The organism is Agrobacterium sp. DSM 25558 (genome assembly GCF_900100825.1).
Taxonomy (GTDB): domain Bacteria; phylum Pseudomonadota; class Alphaproteobacteria; order Rhizobiales; family Rhizobiaceae; genus Agrobacterium.
Window position 1 is genome coordinate 180,112 of record NZ_FMUD01000004.1, and the last position, 16,777, is coordinate 196,888.

Below are 16,777 nucleotides of genomic sequence, written 5' to 3' on the forward strand. Positions count from 1 at the left end.
TCGGGATCATCTGTTGTGAAGGGGACAAGGCAAGCATGAGCAAATCGACAGAAACTTCGGGCGTCAAGAGTGATCCGAAGTGGCATCTCATTCGGCAGAAAGATGCCGAGGCGGGTAAGCCGACTTTTCCCGAATTGTTCTTCGACCTTGTCTTCGTTTTCGCGCTCATTCAGCTTTCGCACACCTTGGCCAAGGACTTCGGCTCGACGGCACTTCTGGAAGCGGCCATCATCATTCTGGCGCTCTGGTGGTTGTGGGTACAGATTACGTGGCTTACCAACTTGCTCAACACCGAAGCGGGGTTGGTGCGACTTTTCCTTTTTACCATGATGTTCGCTGGCGTTCTGCTGGCAATTGCGTTGCCCAAAGCCTTTCATGACCAGAGCTTCACCTTCGCGCTGATTTACAGTGGCATGCAGTTAATGCGGTCGTTGTTTGCGCTTTATGTGTTCAAGGGCGTGGACCATGAAAACTCCCTGACATTTTCCCGCATGGCGCTCTGGCTTGCGGTATCGAGCGTATTTTGGATCATCGGCGGCTTGTCTGCGGGACTTGAGTGGCAGATCGGCTTCTGGGTCGTTGCCATCGGCATCGAATATCTCGGCCCTGCCATGAAATATTATTTTCCTGGCCTCGAAACCGGAAAGCAAGAAAAGCTGCATCTCTCGGGAGAACATCTGGCAGAGCGCTGCGCACTCTTCGTTATCATCTGCCTCGGAGAGACGGTTCTGACCACCGGCCGCACGGCAACGGACCACATGAGTTCCAGCCTCAGCTTCTTCGTCTTTTGTTCCGCCTTTGCCAGCACGGTCTTGATGTGGTGGATCTATTTCCATCATGGCCAGGAAAAAGTCTCTGAAAAGGCGGAAGAAACCGCCGAGCCGGAAAAGATTGGCCAGGCCCTGTTCAACTACGGCCATTTGCCCATCGTTGCGGGTATTATATTGACGGCGGTCGGCGAGGATTTCAGCCTGTCTCACAGTCACGACCAGTCCACGCTTCGAGAGGCTCTTGCCATCGTGGGCGGCCCTATCCTGTTTCTTGCGGGAAACATCGGGGTCAAGATTGCTGCATCCTATATTCGGCCGATATCGCATTTCGCCGGCATCGGCATCCTTGTCGTCCTGCTGTTTCTACAGGGCATGCCGCTCTACGTGATGCAGATATCCGCCGTAAGCGTTCTTCTGCTGGTCGCGGTTTGGGAATACGTCGCGTTGGAAAAACATTCTCCAAGCGTGGCCTGAAGCCAGCCTCCATTTCCATCAGCAAAACCTTATCGACACGGCGCGAACGTCTTCGCGTCAGCCAACGGCATAGTTTTCGACATTTGATCGAACGTCAGCGATTCTGTTCTCGTTCTGCGTCCCATTAGAGAACGCGGCGATGTTGATGAAACGGGCTGGGGAACCTAGCCTTGTCCAAAGGCCATCCACTGGCCACATGATCGGCTCTCCGATTTTGCGGCACAAGTGCTTGGCGGCGATACCGAAATCGATTTTTTTGCTATCGACTTCGCAATCAGATGACGGACAGGTCGTGAGCAACCATTCAGAATTTCTCTGGTACATCCCCAATGATATCAAAGCTGGCCACCGTGGTGATGCTAGCAGTCCTGACCACAACGGTCTGGATACGCTGACGTCTCAGGCAAAAGCCTTGGAAGAGTACGGCTGGACAGGTGCACTGATCGGCACCGGTTGGGGCAGGCCCGATACATTCACCCTGGCAACGGCGCTCGTTGCGCGCACGACAAGCTTCGAGCCATTGATCGCCGTGCGCCCCGGCTATTGGAAACCGGCAAACTTCGCATCGTCAGTAGCCACGCTCGATCACCTCAGCGGCGGCCGTGTGCGTGTCAATGTTGTCTCCGGACCGGATGAGCTGGCAGCCTATGGCGATGAGGAGGGTGACCAGGCGCAACGTTATGCCCGCACAAAGGAATTCATGCGGCTTGCCCGCAGGCTGTGGACGGAAGAAAACGTCACGTTCAGCGGCGAACATTTCCACGTCACAGGCTCTACGGTCGCCCCAAGACTCATACCGGTTGGTGAGCGCCGCCATCCGAAGCTTTATTTCGGCGGTGCTTCGGAAGCGGCCGAGCGCGTGGCTGCCACGGAAGCTGACGTGCAGCTTTTCTGGGGCGAACCGCTGGATGGTGTGCGCGAACGAATCGATCGTCTCAAGGCGCATGGCAAGACACTCGACCGCGACCTGCCGCCACTGGAGTTTGGCCTCAGAATCACGACCTTCGTGCGCGACACGACGGAGCAGGCCTGGGCGGAAGCGGAAGCAAAGGTCGCCAAGATGGCGGATGGAGCCGCTGGCAACTGGCAGGACCATCGTCACGGTATCGCGGTTGGTCAGCAACGATTGTTGAACCTTGCACAACAGGGGGACGTTCTGGATGACAACCTCTACACGGCACCGGGCAAGTTTGGCGGTGGCGGTGCAGGCACCACCTGGCTCGTCGGCTCAGGCGAGGATGTCGCGCGCTCGCTCCGCAAATATGAAGCTCTTGGCGTCAGCCATTTCGTGCTGTCCGACACGCCCTATCTCTCTGAAATCAAGCGCCAAGGCAGCCAATTGCTTCCGCTACTCACTGGACCGTAATTGCAGCGTTATAGAACAGATACATCGAGGGGATATTTCGGAGATTGACCCGGCATCTGTTGCCTGGTCGCTCACGAATCTTGAGTGCCGCAAACCTGCGTCGAAGTCTAGGAAACGTGTTGCGAGCGTGACCTCATTATGACCGAAGATATTGGTAAACTTGTCAAATATATAAATCTAGGAAATTTGGTGGAGCTAAGCGGGATCGAACCGCTGACCTCTTGCATGCCATGCAAGCGCTCTCCCAGCTGAGCTATAGCCCCATAAGGGTTCCGGTGTTTATAATCCGGTTCCGGGAACCGAAGCGTTTGATTGCGTTCGGTGGCGGCTTGATACTTCTGCTTCTGGAAGATGGCAAGCCGAAAAGTTCGCCCGACGACATTTTTTTGACGCCGGGCGATAAATCCTGTGGAAATCAGGTTTCGTCGTCGTCGCCGTTTACGCCGATGATGCCGGACACGTCGTCGTCATCTTCGTCTTCGTCGGCTTCAAGGAACGTGTCGTCGTCATCATCGAGTTCAACGTCGTCATCGCCTTCGATATCAGGGATATCGTCAGCGCTGGCGTCGCCATCTGCGTCTTCCAGAGGCACGAGTTCGACTTCCGTATTTTCGGTATCGACTTCGGCCACTTCTTCCTCTTCAGCCTGCTGTTCCATCTTCTTGGCTGCAGTCGTTTCCTCGAAGAAGGAAAGCGGCCAGGACTTGCCCGAATAAGGGGAAACGATTGGGTCGCGGTTTAGGTCGTAAAATTTCTTGCCGGTATCGGGATCTGTACGCTTGGTTCCAAGGTCCGCTTTTGCCACTGTCTAAGCCTCGAATTGTGAGATGGGTTCGGTGTTTACGCCGTATTTCCGGCAGTAGACGATAAAATTCTAGCCGGTCCCATTAATCGCTGATGCCTTTCGTGTCAAAGATAAACTTTATAAGCCGCATCTGAAGAGCATCGACCGTGGGTCTCTTGATGATCCGTCTTCCGACTTATAATAACCGTCTGCCAAACAATCTGGCCATCCAAATCGGGATATATAGCTATAATGACATTCACGATCGCGATCGACGGGCCAGCCGCTGCCGGTAAGGGAACGCTTTCGCGCAGGGTTGCGCAGGTCTATGGTTTTCATCATCTCGATACCGGCCTGACCTACCGCGCCACTGCAAAAGCTTTGCTGGATGCCGGCTTGCCGCTGGATGACGAGGCGGTAGCCGCAGAGATAGCACTTGGGCTCGATCTGTCCGGACTGGATCGTGAGGTGCTGGCGAAGCATGAGGTCGGCGAGGCAGCGTCCAGGGTTGCCGTTATGCCCGCTGTTCGCCGTGCGCTCGTGGAAGCGCAACGGGCCTTTGCGGCAAGGGAGCCGGGAACGGTACTGGATGGTCGTGATATCGGCACTGTGGTCTGCCCACAGGCGCCCGTAAAGCTCTATGTGACGGCTTCGGCGCAGGTCCGTGCGCGACGTCGGTATGACGAGATTATCGCGACGGGTAGTGCTGCGGATTACGAAGCTGTTTTTGCGGATGTGAAAAAGCGTGACGAGCGCGATATGGGCCGCAGTGATAGTCCCTTGAAACCAGCAGAAGACGCGCACTTGCTAGATACGTCGGAAATGGGTATAGAGGCGGCGTTTCAAGCAGCGAAGTCGATTATCGATGCCGCCTTGAATAAATGACATTTGCGGGGAACCGGCACGTCCGGCCCCTGTTTATACTGGAATATCCCGAAAGCATGTCCTGCGCCGGAAAGCCTCCAAATGTAAGAGGCGGGCATGGATTTTGGGAATGATCAACGCGAACCCCCGGCGCTTTGTGTTCACTCGTGGACACTCTCAGGAGATTGAATGTCAGTAGCTACCCCCACGCGCGACGATTTCGCAGCCCTGCTGGAAGAGTCCTTTTCGTCCAACGACCTTGCTGAAGGCTATGTAGCCAAAGGTATCGTCACGGCGATTGAAAAGGACGTTGCGATCGTCGACGTCGGCCTCAAGGTTGAAGGCCGCATCGCGCTCAAGGAATTCGGTGCACGTTCTAAAGACGGCGGCCTGAAGGTCGGCGACGAGGTCGAAGTTTACGTCGAGCGTATTGAAAATGCTCTGGGCGAAGCCGTTCTTTCGCGCGAAAAGGCTCGCCGCGAAGAGAGCTGGGTCAAGCTCGAAGCTAAGTTCGAAGCTGGCGAACGCGTCGAAGGCGTTATCTTCAACCAGGTCAAGGGTGGCTTCACCGTCGATCTGGATGGCGCTGTTGCGTTCCTTCCACGTTCGCAGGTCGACATTCGTCCGATCCGCGACGTTACACCGCTGATGCACAACCCACAGCCGTTTGAAATCCTCAAGATGGACAAGCGTCGCGGCAACATCGTTGTATCGCGTCGTACGGTTCTCGAAGAGTCCCGCGCCGAGCAGCGTTCTGAAATCGTTCAGAACCTCGAAGAAGGGCAGGTTGTTGACGGCGTCGTCAAGAACATCACCGATTACGGTGCGTTCGTTGACCTCGGCGGCATCGATGGCCTGCTGCACGTCACGGATATGGCTTGGCGCCGCGTCAACCACCCTTCGGAAATCCTCAACATTGGCCAGTCGGTCAAGGTTCAGATCATCCGTATCAACCAGGAAACCCACCGTATCTCGCTCGGCATGAAGCAGCTTGAGTCTGATCCTTGGGATGGCATCTCCGCCAAGTATCCAGTTGGCAAGAAGATCTCCGGTACGGTCACGAACATCACTGACTACGGTGCATTCGTTGAGCTGGAGCCAGGCATCGAAGGCCTGATCCACATCTCCGAAATGTCCTGGACCAAGAAGAACGTACACCCCGGCAAGATCCTGTCCACAACACAGGACGTCGACGTTGTTGTTCTCGAAGTTGATCCTTCCAAGCGTCGTATTTCGCTGGGCCTCAAGCAGACGCTTGAAAACCCATGGCAGGCATTTGCGTTCAGCCATCCGGCCGGCACTGAAGTCGAAGGCGAAGTCAAGAACAAGACCGAATTCGGCCTGTTCATTGGTCTCGAAGGCGACGTTGACGGCATGGTCCACCTGTCCGATCTCGATTGGAACCGTCCAGGCGAACAGGTCATTGAAGAATACAACAAGGGCGATACCGTAAAGGCTGTTGTTCTTGACGTTGACGTCGAAAAGGAACGCATCTCGCTCGGCATCAAGCAGCTCGGCAAGGACGCTGTTGGCGACGCCGCAACGACTGGCGAACTGCGCAAGAACGCTGTTGTTTCCGCTGAAGTTATCGGCGTGAACGAAGGCGGCATCGAAGTGAAGCTCGTAGCCCACGAGGACCTCACATCCTTCATCCGCCGCAACGACTTGGCCCGCGATCGTGACGATCAGCGCCCTGAGCGTTTCTCGGTCGGCCAGGTTCTCGACGCCCGCGTCGTCAACTTCTCCAAGAAGGATCGCAAGGTTATGCTTTCGATCAAGGCTCTGGAAATCGCAGAAGAGAAGGAAGCAGTTGCACAGTTCGGTTCGTCCGACTCTGGCGCTTCGCTCGGCGACATCCTTGGCGCGGCTCTAAAGAACCGCGGCGAGTAATCGTCCAGATCATCTGAAATAAGAAACCCGCCGGAGCGATCCGGCGGGTTTTTCTTTGAGTTCAAAAACTGAAAATATCAGGAAAAACCGCTCATCCTGAGATAATAGGATTCCGCATTGCCAGCGGCACCATCATCATTGGCACCTTCCGATAGGGAGTGATCGATCACTTCATCATTGGCGGCGGTGCGTTCTTCCTGGGCGGCCCCATCGTCTGGCTGTTTGCCATCGTCACCCTCTTCAGCCTCACCCTCCGAGGAAGGCCAGCGTCCACGGTGAGGAGCGTCCGATTCGTCCTCGTCCTTGGCAAAGGGGTAGCTGACGAAAGGCAAACCTGTTCCTTCTTTGGAAATCATCGCCGCCACAGCGGCCTGCAAGGCTGGTTGATCCAGTATCGCGGCCTTTATGTCCTCGGCAACTGCCACTCGTTGCATGGCCGCATTGTCTGGACGCCCATTGGCAAGGGCGGTGTCATGCTCCCCTGCCTCAATGTTTGCTGGTGAAACAGGCGGATGCGCAATCTGCGATTTCACAGCATGTTCGCTTTTCACATGTGCGCCAGGTTGCGGCATGGCCTCCGGTATCGAAACCTCGCCACGGGACGGTAGCTTTGCGAGAACCACGGCAAGAAGAAGATTTTCCATCTCCTTGGGTGTTGCCCCTGCAAAATCAGTGGCGATGGCGGAAATGGGCGGGCGGTCGATTGGCTTCGCGGGCAAAGGTCCGATGGGTTGCTCCAACTCCGCCGACGGCGGCTTCACCGCGTTAGATGTGGTAAACGCCTCCATCAGCGCCGTCTTTATGATGTCGAGGGGCACTCTGCCAATGCTGGCCGCAGGGCTGGGGTTCGCTAACGGTGCGACGGCTGATGTGGCAGATTTTGCCTGCGCAACATTTCGATCAGTAGGCGATGACGCTGCTTTCGCGGTTATCGCAACATTATCAGATGCAATAGTGTTTTGCGCCGGTGGCAAGGAGGCGTTGCCCGCAGCCGTAGTTGCTGGTTGCCTGTCGACAGCTGGGCCCAACTTTAGCTGGGCTAACGGAGAAATTTCGGCTTCGATGGCCGGTAGCGTTTTGTTCGCAGTCGCACTGGCAGGGGACGCTGGATTGGCGGCCTTGATCTGGCTGATAACCGGGCTGTCCGGCAAGATATCCTGCAAATAAGGCGTGATCGACGGCTTCGGCGCGCGCGCAGACGCGCTAGAACGTGACAGTTCGAACATGATGGCGAGCCGTGCGGCTTCAGGCCCTGCCGAGCTTTTCAGGAGATTGGACAGTGCATCGAGACTGATGCCGCGCAAGATGCTGCCAAGCGCCTTTTCCAATGTCGCCTTCTGGTCTGCCGGCAGCGTTTGAATGTTTGCTACGAGACGGTTCACATAGGCGTCTGCTGCCTCCCCATCCATGCGGGCAATGTTCAAGAGCTTGCCCAGCGTCTCCGCAAGGACATTGACGTTATCGGACAGTTGAAGCTCGCCGGAAACAGCACGTATACCGGTTCCAGACGCCAGATTGACGACGTCGGCCGGTTCTGTCTGCGAAGCCGTTGTCGGCGCAACGGACGCGATGACCACATCCTGGCGTGGTGTAGACGTTGAAAAGGACACATCGACCGCGGTGACGGCGCTGACAGGTGGCAGCATGGTGCGCTCCCTTCTTGGCGACAGGTGTCGGCGGTGGGTGCCAGCACAAATCTCCGTTGGATCGACCCGGATTTCGGCTGGGCGATGGTCACGACGCAGGTGTTATTCCCGACCGCTCATGCGGCACGGTACTCGGCTCTAACGCCAATGTGGTTGTCCAGTTGCATGAAAATGCACCGAATCATCTCAGTGAAGAATGGTCCTCAAAGATTAATGATCTGCTAACCATAGATTTGGTGCGCGCCGCCTGGCGTCAGCTATGCGCGAAAATATCCGTAGCGTCCCAGCCGAGCAGATCCAGCTTGGATCGGGTTGGCAGAAATGCGAAGCAGGCTTCGGCATGCTCGTAGCGTCCGTCGCGAATGAGGCGTGCGGTCAGCTTGTCGCGCAGCGCGTGCAGATAAAGTACGTCGGATGCCGCATATTCCAGTTGCGCCGCCGACAGCTTTTCAGCCGCCCAATCGGAAGACTGTTGTGCCTTGGAGATATCCACCTCCAGCATTTCCTTCAGATTGTCCTTCAACCCGTGGCGGTCCGTATAGGTGCGGCACAGGCGCGAGGCGATCTTGGTGCAGAATACCGGGTTGGAGGTCACGCCGAATGTGTGGAAAAGGACCGCGATGTCGAACCTGCCGTAATGGAATATCTTCTGGCGTGCAGGATCTTCCAGCATGGCGACGAGGTTCGGAGCCACTTTTTGTCCAGAAGCGATGCGGATGACATCCGCACTTCCGTCTCCGGGTGACAACTGAACCACGCAAAGCCGGTCGCGGCGTGGAACGAGGCCGAGCGTTTCGGTATCGATGGCGATCGCGCCGGTGTAACGGGCTGCATCACTCAGCGAAATATCGCCTTCATGGTAACGGATCGTCGCGGCCATTCCTGTCTCCATCGGTAAACTGTTGCGGCGGCTATAGCTGATCATGCGTATCAGCGATACCGGCTCATGCTGCTTTTCTACCCTCGTCATGGCCTTGCATAGCGGTTGAACGAGGGGTTAAGTTGGTGAGAATGTTTCTCTTTTGAAAAGTGCCGCATACTCATGCCAGTCAAAATTTATCTCGCCGGGCCGGAAGTGTTTTTGTCGAATGCCCGTGAAATGCTCGATGCGAAGGCGGCTCTTGCCCGCGAAGCCGGGTTTGTTCCGCTTTCTCCTGGCGATCTAGAAATTCCGCCTGCTGATACGAAAATCGGCCATGGCTGCAACATCAACGCGGTCGATGAGCAGATGATGATCGAGGCGGATGCCGTCATTGCCAACCTCACGCCGTTCAGGGGCATCGCTGCGGATACTGGTACCAGTTTTGAGCTGGGCTTCATGTGCGCGCTGGGCAAGCCCGTCTTTGCCTATACGAATGTCGCCGCCAATCATTTCACCCGCATTGTGGGCTATAATGGCGGTGTTGCCAATCAGGATGAAACGGGCCGTTACAGAGGTGCCGATGGCCTCTCCATCGAGAACTTCGATATGGCCGATAACCTCATGCTGCACGGCGGTATCATCCGGCGCGGTGGCGTTGTCGTGGTCGGTAACGCGCCCGCGGATGCAATTTATACCGACCTTGCGGCCTTCAAAGAGTGCTTAGCGCAGGCGGCGAAAGCACTTCTTTAAAAGACAGATCGATAAAGCGGAGACAATCACATGAGCGGTACAATTCTCATCACCGGTGCAACATCCGGATTTGGAAAGGCGACAGCCAGACTATTTGCAAAGGATGGGTGGAAGGTCATCGGCACGGGCCGCCGTGCGGATCGTTTGGCGGAACTGGGTGCGGAACTTGGATCAGCCTTTCACGGCATGGTGTTCGACATCATCGATGAGGAGGCAATGCGTTTGGAATTCGAAGCGCTTCCCGCCGAATTCAGGGATATCGACGTCCTCGTCAACAATGCTGGTCTTGCACTTGGCACAGGCCCCGCGCCGCAGGTGCCGCTCAAGGATTGGCACACCATGGTCAACACGAACATCACCGGCCTGCTCAATATCACGCATCACGTTCTACCAGTGCTGATCGAGCGTCGCGGTATGGTCATCAACATGTCGTCTGTCGCCGCCCACTGGCCCTATGCTGGCGGCAATGTCTATGCGGCAACCAAAGCATTTCTGCGCCAGTTTTCTCTCGGTCTGCGGTCAGATATGCATGGCAAAGGCGTCCGCGTCACCTCGATAGAGCCAGGCATGTGCGAAACGGAATTCACCGTCGTGCGCACCGGCGGCAATCAGGAAGCATCCGATAACCTCTACAAGGGGGTAAAGCCGATTGTTTCTGAGGATATCGCCAATACGATCCACTGGGTCGCGTCGCAGCCGAAGCATATCAACATCAACAGCATCGAGCTGATGCCGGTCAACCAGTCCTTTGCTGGCTTTCAGGTCCATCGCGATACGCAGTGATCAGCATATGAGAATGTGATGAAAAACGAGGCAGTCATTGCTGAGCCATGCAATAATGCATTGCTGCATTGCGAGACTTGCTCTGTTTAATTTTTTCAGGAGCGCTATATTCAAATCATCGAAGCGACGCACTCCTCCTCCCAGCGTCGCGAGATGTGGATCAGCAGCACTCCTCCTCCCAGTTGCTGATCAAGTTTAAAGCCTGCCGCACCTCCTCCCGCGGCAGGCTTTTTCCTTTTTAGCACCCTTTTAAATTCGAATGTCGCGTGATCTCAGCATCGACTGAATGTTCACCACTGATCCAGTCTCGATAGAGGCATTGGCTGCAATGCCTGTCAGAATGGACCATGCCCCTGAGACGTGGTCCGAGGCGCGGTTGAAACGATCCGGCTCCATGGTCTCAGGGGCAAAGATGTAGCCCAGCATGACCGGGTCGGCACCCCCGTGATTCCCCGTTGCCTTGGGAACTTCGATCATCCTCGGCTTTTCACCGGCCAGATGCAGTTCGGTGGTGATTGCCTCTTCGTCTGCATGATCGCGCACCCCGCCAAACACGCCATGCACCTCGATGTGCTTGTGGGTAATTTCGCCCTTCGTGCCCTGAAAGCGAATTTCCAGACCTTCCCAGGGTGAATAGGCCGTCAGCGTATAGTTGGCGGTGACGCCGGATGCGTACCGAATATGCGCCTGCATGGTGTCCTCTATGCCAATATCCGCATCGAACACGCAGCGGTCGCGGAAATAGCCGTCCTCATCTTCGGCATCCAGATAAAGGGCGCGCAACTGTTCGTCGGCGGAGAGATCGAGGCGAAACGCACATCTCTCCGCCACGGGACAGTCAGCACATCGTGGGCCGTGATCTTGCAAACCGAGTTCCACCGCTGTTTCTGGCCGGTAAAATGCGCGTTGGCCGGAGGCGAACACATCTGTCGGGGCGGAAGCCAGCCACCAGTTGAGAAGGTCGAAATGGTGGGTGGATTTATGAACCAGCAGCCCGCCAGAGTTTTCCTTGTGTCGATGCCAGCGCCGGAAGTAATCGGCACCATGCACCCGGTCCAGATGCCAGCGGAAGTCGACGGCCGTCACGGTGCCGATGACACCTGAGGTCAGCATTTCCTTTATCTGTGTGCGGGCAGGGGAATAGCGGTAATTGAAGGTGACCATGACCTTGCGACCGGTGCGTGCTTGCGCATCCACGATCTGCTTCAGTCGCGACATGTCGATCGTTAGCGGCTTTTCGCAGATGACATCACAACCCGCCTCGAAAGCCCGGACAATATACTCCGAATGCAGAAAGTCAGGAGTTGCGACCACCACCGTATCCGGCTTCTGCTCGGCAATCAGCTGATCGAAATTTTCCGCAAGATAGGTCGGAACACCATTCGTGCCCGGCTTGGATATCGCCTTTGCAGCCTCACCCAACCGGTGGGCGTTGCTGTCGCACAGTGCTACGATCTCATGCTTGTCCGAATAGTCTTCGGTAACGGAATCGCGGAACATCTTGTGACGTGATCCGCATCCTACGATGGCGATTTTCACTGCTCTTCCCTTTACTTGGCGTATGATTGTTCGACGGAAAAGGCCGCGCGGCAGGGCGCGGGGAACCGTCTTTGTTAGCTTGGAGAGGAACTCACGCTAGAGCGCATACTAAACCTGCAAACTGATACTATCGCCATTAAAGTCATATTATCATTTCTAGGCAAGCATATTCTCAATGCTGCACTGCACTCATTTTAGGTGACGCTACCAATAGAAAAGGCGGCCATAAAGACCGCCTTTTTTGTTATGATCAGAAAGCTAAATCAGTTCGAGACTGCAATCTCTCGTCTCTCCCGGTCGGTGACGATGGAAAGATCCAGCACCTTTTGCAGGTTGGCGGCGTGGCGGAAATTCGGGTCAGCCTGTCCGCCTTCCATCACCGCCTTGGCGAATTTCTGATAGTTGGTTTCGACATCATCGACTTCGATGTCTCTCCAGACGGCTTTTTCCACATCCTCGCCTAGGCAACCACGAAGCGTGGAGTATTCCGGCGTATGGATCACTTCCAAAGCGCCCTTGTCTCCATGCAGGCGAAGGCGAAGCTCGTTCAGGTGGCCGGTCGCCCAACGGCTGGCGTGGATCACACCCATCGCACCGTTCTCGAGTTCAGCCGTCATGGTGAAGCTGTCATTGGCATCGAGGTCATAGACGTCGATCCTGTTGCCTTCATATTTGTCGAAGGTCTTCAGGCGCGTGAAAATGCGCTCCACATCGCTGCCCGCACCATAGGACGCGAAATCGAGGATGTGAATACCGACATCACCGAGCACGCCGTTCGACCCGTGCTTGGTCGACAGACGCCAGAGCCATTTGCTCTCCGTCATCCAGTCACCCCATGCCTTGGAGACCAGCCAGCTCTGGAGGTAAGACGCCTCCAGATGCCGCAACTTGCCTATCGTGCCTTCGGTGACCATCTGCCGTGCAGCCTGCAACGGTGCCACATTTCGGTAGGTCAGGTTGACCATGGCGACGAGGCCGGATTTTTCCGCAGCGTCTGCCATTTCAGCTGCCTTGGCGTAGGTTTCCGCCAAGGGTTTTTCGCAAAACACATGCTTGCCTGCGGCCAGCAGCTTCAGCGTGGTCGGGTGATGGATCGAGTCCGGGGTGACATTGGCCACCGCGTCGAATTCACCCCATGCAATTGCATCATCCAGCGATGTGAAGGTGGTGCCGATGTTGTGGCGTGCCGCAAAAGCCCGCACGATGACATCGTCCACATCCACCGCGCCGACGAGCTCGACGCCGGAAATCTGTGAAAAATGCATGGCATGGGTGTTGGCCATGCCGCCAGTACCAAGAATAAGAAGTCTCATATCGATTACCTGTAACCTGCTTCGCCAGCCGCGTGGAGTTTCGGGCCGCGCTCTTCGATTTTCTCCGGTGCCTTGTCGACGGGAACGTTCGGTGCCTCGTGGATGCTGGTCAACGCGCCTGCGGGGTTATAAGCCCACTTGACGGAGTTGCTGATCACCTTTTGCACATTGGCATCGTGATAAGTCGGATAGGTCTCATGGCCTGGGCGGAAATAGAAAATGTTGCCAGCACCGCGACGCCATGTCAGGCCGGAGCGGAACACCTCACCACCCTGGAACCAGGATATGAACACGGTTTCCAGCGGTTCAGGTACGGAAAACTGCTCGCCGTACATTTCCTCGTTTTCCAGTTCGAAGGACTCCGGCAATCCAGCCGTGATCGGGTGGCGGGGATTGATGTTCCACAGGCGCTCACGCTCGCCCGCCTCACGCCATTTCAGCGCGCATGGCGTTCCCATCAAACGCTTGAACGGCTTGGAGAAATGGCCGGAATGCAGAACGATCAGGCCCATGCCTTCCCAGACGCGCTTGGCAACACGCTCGACGATCTCGTCCTGAACGGCACCGTGGTCCTTGTGACCCCACCAGACCAGAACATCGGTCTTGTCCAACCGCTCCTGCGAAAGCCCGTGTTCAGGCTCCTGAAGCGTAGCGGTCGTGGCATTGATCTCGGGTGTCTTGTTCAAAGCATCGGCAATCGTGGTGTGCATGCCGTTGGGATAGATCGAACGAACGGTCTCGTTTATGTGCTCGTGGATGTTTTCGCCCCAGACGACGGTATTGATAGTCATATGTATGCTCCTTGATGATCCGGCACTTGAGAGGACTGCCGGTGAAGAGGGGTCTCGATTGTATCAGGCGGCGCGCATTTGGGTTTTCGGCAGAGCGTTGCCTTGCGCGTCGAAACGATGAACGTGCTCTGGCAGCGGCGCGATCGTCAGCTTATGGCCCGTCTGCCGGTTGGAAACGCCGTCTTCACGCACGACAACAGGTTGCCCAGCACCGATATCCACATAGATGTAGCTGTCGGAACCCAGCATTTCCGCATGCACGATGTCGCCCGTCCAGCCATTCGCACCGTCTCCGGCAACGATGTGTTCCGGGCGGATGCCGATGGTGTGAGCGCCGTAGGTGTCGGCATGTTTGCCGGTCAGGAAATTCATCTGCGGAGAGCCGATGAAGCCCGCCACGAAGGTATTGACCGGTGTTTCATAAAGCTCCAACGGTGTACCGACCTGTTCCACACGGCCATCACGCAACACGCAAATTCTGTCTGCCAGAGTCATGGCCTCCACCTGATCATGGGTAACATAGATCATTGTCGTGTCAGGCATACTGCGGTTCAATTTGGCTATTTCGAGACGCGTTGCCACGCGCAGTGCGGCATCGAGGTTGGAGAGCGGTTCATCGAATAGAAACACCTTCGGATCACGCACGATGGCGCGGCCAATGGCGACGCGTTGGCGCTGTCCGCCGGAGAGCTGCTTGGGCAGACGTTGAAGATAGGGCGTCAGTTGCAGCATTTCCGCTGCCGCCTCGACGCGCTTACGGCGCTCGTCTTTCGTGGAACCCGCGAGCTTCAGACCAAAGGCCATGTTCTCGAAAACCGTCATATGCGGATAAAGCGCATAGGACTGGAAAACCATGGCCACGCCGCGGTTGGCGGGCGTCAGCCGGTTGACCACTTGGCCTTCGAAGGAAAGCTCGCCGCCGGTAATTTCTTCCAGGCCGCAAATGAGGCGGAGCAGGGTGGATTTGCCGCAACCGGATGGCCCGACGAAAACCATGAACTCACCGGATTTGATCTCCATGTCGATGCCCTTGATAACGTCGAAGGCACCGAAGGATTTACGGATATCGCGCAATTGTATGCTGGTCATGAATGGGTCTCCTAACCTTTGACGCCACCAGCCGTGAGGCCGGAAATGATGCGCCGCTGGAAGATCAGAACGAGGATGACGAGGGGTACGGTAACGATGACGGAGGCCGCCATGATCGTTCCCCATGGAATTTCAAATTGAGAGCTGCCGGACAGAAGCGCGATGGCCACCGGCACCGTGCGCTGCTCATTGGACGAGGTGAAGGTCAAGGCAAACAGGAACTCGTTCCATGCCGCGATGAAGGCCAGCAAACCCGTGGTCACCAAGGCTGGCCACATCAAAGGCATGAAGACCTGCGTGATGATGACCCACGGCGATGCGCCATCGACAATCGCCGCTTCCTCGATTTCGACAGGCAGATCCCGCATGAAGGTCGTCAGAACCCACACCGTGAACGGCAGCGTGAAGATCATATAGGAGAAGATCAGCGCAAACGGCGTATTGAAAACGCCAGCCCAGCGGATCAGCTCGAACAGGCCCGCCAGAACCGCAATCTGCGGAAACATCGATACCGACAGGATCGTCAGCAACAGCAGCGAACGGCCCCTGAACCGCACACGTGCCAAGGCGTAAGCGGCTGTCACGGCAAGAAACAGTGATAGCGCCACGACGCAGGATGCAACCAGCAGAGAATTGCCGAGATTGCGCAGAAAGCTGTCATTGCCCAGCACGTCGCTGTAATTGCTGAACGAAATTGCCGTGGGCAGATAGTTGATCTCGAACAGCGCCGTTCCGGTTTTGAAACTGGTTATGATCGCGTAATAGAACGGAAAGACCGCGATGATGACGATAATGGCGACGAGGGCGTAGAACGCCGTTGTCTTGATAACATCAGAGGCTGTCATCGTGCTCCTCCATCCGTGTTGACCCGGCCAAGCCACATGTAAATGACGGTGACAGATGCGATGATGAGGAACAGCATGGTGGATGCGGCTGCGCCATAAGCGAATTTATCGAAGTCGAACAGGTTTTCGCGGGCAAGAACCGACATGGTTCTGGTCTGGGAATTGTTGGGCGTCAGCACATAGATGAGGTCGAAAACGCGCATGGCATCCAGCATGCGGAAGATGATCGCAACCATCAGTGCCGGGCGGATCATCGGAAGGGTCACGCGCCAGAAAACCTTGATGGGGTGAATGCCATCCACCTTGGCCGCCTCATACATATCCTTCGGCACCATCTGAAGCCCGGCCAGAATGAGCAGCGCCATGAAAGGCGTGGTCTTCCAGACGTCCACGATCAACACCGCCGTCATGGCCGTTTCAGGATTGGCGGTCCAGGCTATCTTTTGTGAGATAAGACCAAGATTCAGCATCATGTCGTTGAGAATGCCGAACTGATCATTCAGCATCCACGCCCACATGCGGGCGGAAACAATGGTCGGAATGGCCCATGGAATAAGAATGGCGGCGCGAACGAGGCCACGCCCCTTGAACTCCGCATTGAGAACGAGCGCCACGATCAGGCCGAAGACGGTTTCGACGGAAACCGAGATCAACGTGAATTTCAGCGTGTTCCAAACTGCACCCCACCAGGCGGGGTCTGCTAGCAGGCCGCGATAGACCGTGCGACCACTGCTGAGCGTGATCCATGAGAGATAGTTCTTCAAACCAACGAACTGCGCATCGCCAAGATTGGTCAGGGATGCGTCGGTCAGGCTGAACCAGACGGTTCTGACCAGCGGCCAACCGGCAACCAGTGCCAGTGTCAAAAATGTAGGTGCCAGGAACAGCCATGCGGAGCGAAGACGTTCAGATTGTAAATCGGAACCGATCACTTGCGCTGAGGCAGTCCTGCCTGGGGTTATCTTACTCATATCGTTTCCCACCGTGTTTTAAGAGCGTCAGGTGACCGAT

15 protein-coding genes and 1 tRNA gene are annotated in these 16,777 nt (G+C 56.1%); 6 read left to right on the forward strand and 10 right to left on the reverse strand.

Annotation, left to right across the window (positions count from 1 at the left end; all coding sequences use genetic code 11):
* Positions 1-35: 35 nt before the first annotated feature.
* The gene (locus tag DSM25558_RS05780; protein ID WP_077102718.1) at positions 36-1,244 is read left to right on the forward strand and encodes a low temperature requirement protein A; all 1,209 of its coding nucleotides are present in this window, start codon (positions 36-38) and stop codon (positions 1,242-1,244) included.
* A gap of 292 nt (positions 1,245-1,536) precedes the next feature.
* Complete coding sequence (locus DSM25558_RS05785) at positions 1,537-2,610, forward strand: LLM class flavin-dependent oxidoreductase (RefSeq protein ID WP_077102834.1); 1,074 nt, start codon at positions 1,537-1,539, stop codon at positions 2,608-2,610.
* 187 nt (positions 2,611-2,797) lie between these two features.
* Here DSM25558_RS05785 and DSM25558_RS05790 read toward each other — a convergent pair.
* Both DSM25558_RS05790 and DSM25558_RS05795 read right to left on the reverse strand, forming a co-directional pair.
* Positions 2,798-2,873: transfer RNA gene (locus tag DSM25558_RS05790), tRNA-Ala, on the reverse strand.
* A gap of 152 nt (positions 2,874-3,025) precedes the next feature.
* Positions 3,026-3,415 (reverse strand): TIGR02300 family protein, encoded by a 390-nt coding sequence (locus DSM25558_RS05795; RefSeq protein WP_077102720.1) that lies wholly within the window; start codon positions 3,413-3,415, stop codon positions 3,026-3,028.
* A 231-nt stretch (positions 3,416-3,646) separates the two neighbouring features.
* Between DSM25558_RS05795 and cmk the strand changes: the two genes are divergently transcribed.
* Both cmk and rpsA read left to right on the forward strand, forming a co-directional pair.
* Complete coding sequence (gene cmk, locus DSM25558_RS05800; protein WP_077102722.1) at positions 3,647-4,279, forward strand: (d)CMP kinase; 633 nt, start codon at positions 3,647-3,649, stop codon at positions 4,277-4,279.
* Positions 4,280-4,447: 168 nt separating this feature from the next.
* Positions 4,448-6,148: a 30S ribosomal protein S1 gene (gene rpsA, locus DSM25558_RS05805; RefSeq protein ID WP_077102724.1), complete on the forward strand. Its 1,701-nt coding sequence runs from the start codon at positions 4,448-4,450 to the stop codon at positions 6,146-6,148.
* Positions 6,149-6,225: 77 nt separating this feature from the next.
* Here the strand turns inward: rpsA and DSM25558_RS05810 are convergent, their stop codons facing one another.
* Together DSM25558_RS05810 and DSM25558_RS05815 are read right to left on the reverse strand one after the other, a co-directional pair.
* Positions 6,226-7,794, reverse strand: coding sequence for a hypothetical protein (locus DSM25558_RS05810; RefSeq protein ID WP_077102726.1), 1,569 nt, complete (start codon positions 7,792-7,794; stop codon positions 6,226-6,228).
* A 253-nt stretch (positions 7,795-8,047) separates the two neighbouring features.
* The gene (locus tag DSM25558_RS05815; RefSeq protein ID WP_077102728.1) at positions 8,048-8,674 is read right to left on the reverse strand and encodes a ribonuclease D; all 627 of its coding nucleotides are present in this window, start codon (positions 8,672-8,674) and stop codon (positions 8,048-8,050) included.
* 162 nt (positions 8,675-8,836) lie between these two features.
* Between DSM25558_RS05815 and DSM25558_RS05820 the strand changes: the two genes are divergently transcribed.
* Complete coding sequence (locus tag DSM25558_RS05820) at positions 8,837-9,406, forward strand: nucleoside 2-deoxyribosyltransferase (RefSeq protein ID WP_077102730.1); 570 nt, start codon at positions 8,837-8,839, stop codon at positions 9,404-9,406.
* Positions 9,407-9,436: 30 nt separating this feature from the next.
* A complete protein-coding gene (locus tag DSM25558_RS05825) occupies positions 9,437-10,189 on the forward strand; it encodes an SDR family oxidoreductase (RefSeq protein ID WP_077102732.1) in 753 nt (250 codons plus the stop codon).
* Positions 10,190-10,438: 249 nt separating this feature from the next.
* Here the strand turns inward: DSM25558_RS05825 and DSM25558_RS05830 are convergent, their stop codons facing one another.
* The 6 genes from DSM25558_RS05830 to DSM25558_RS05855 form a co-directional block, all read right to left on the reverse strand.
* Positions 10,439-11,728, reverse strand: coding sequence for a Gfo/Idh/MocA family protein (locus DSM25558_RS05830; RefSeq protein WP_077102734.1), 1,290 nt, complete (start codon positions 11,726-11,728; stop codon positions 10,439-10,441).
* 263 nt (positions 11,729-11,991) lie between these two features.
* Positions 11,992-13,041, reverse strand: a complete 1,050-nt coding sequence (locus tag DSM25558_RS05835; RefSeq protein ID WP_077102736.1) for a Gfo/Idh/MocA family protein — start codon at positions 13,039-13,041, stop codon at positions 11,992-11,994.
* A 5-nt stretch (positions 13,042-13,046) separates the two neighbouring features.
* Complete coding sequence (locus DSM25558_RS05840) at positions 13,047-13,832, reverse strand: ThuA domain-containing protein (protein WP_077102738.1); 786 nt, start codon at positions 13,830-13,832, stop codon at positions 13,047-13,049.
* 63 nt (positions 13,833-13,895) lie between these two features.
* Positions 13,896-14,921 (reverse strand): ABC transporter ATP-binding protein, encoded by a 1,026-nt coding sequence (locus DSM25558_RS05845; protein ID WP_077102740.1) that lies wholly within the window; start codon positions 14,919-14,921, stop codon positions 13,896-13,898.
* A gap of 11 nt (positions 14,922-14,932) precedes the next feature.
* On the reverse strand, positions 14,933-15,766 hold the full coding sequence (locus DSM25558_RS05850; protein ID WP_077102742.1) for a carbohydrate ABC transporter permease: 834 nt from the start codon (positions 15,764-15,766) through the stop codon (positions 14,933-14,935).
* A complete protein-coding gene (locus DSM25558_RS05855; protein WP_077102744.1) occupies positions 15,763-16,737 on the reverse strand; it encodes a carbohydrate ABC transporter permease in 975 nt (324 codons plus the stop codon). Before DSM25558_RS05855 ends, DSM25558_RS05850 begins: the two co-directional genes overlap by 4 nt.
* Positions 16,738-16,777 lie beyond the last annotated feature (40 nt).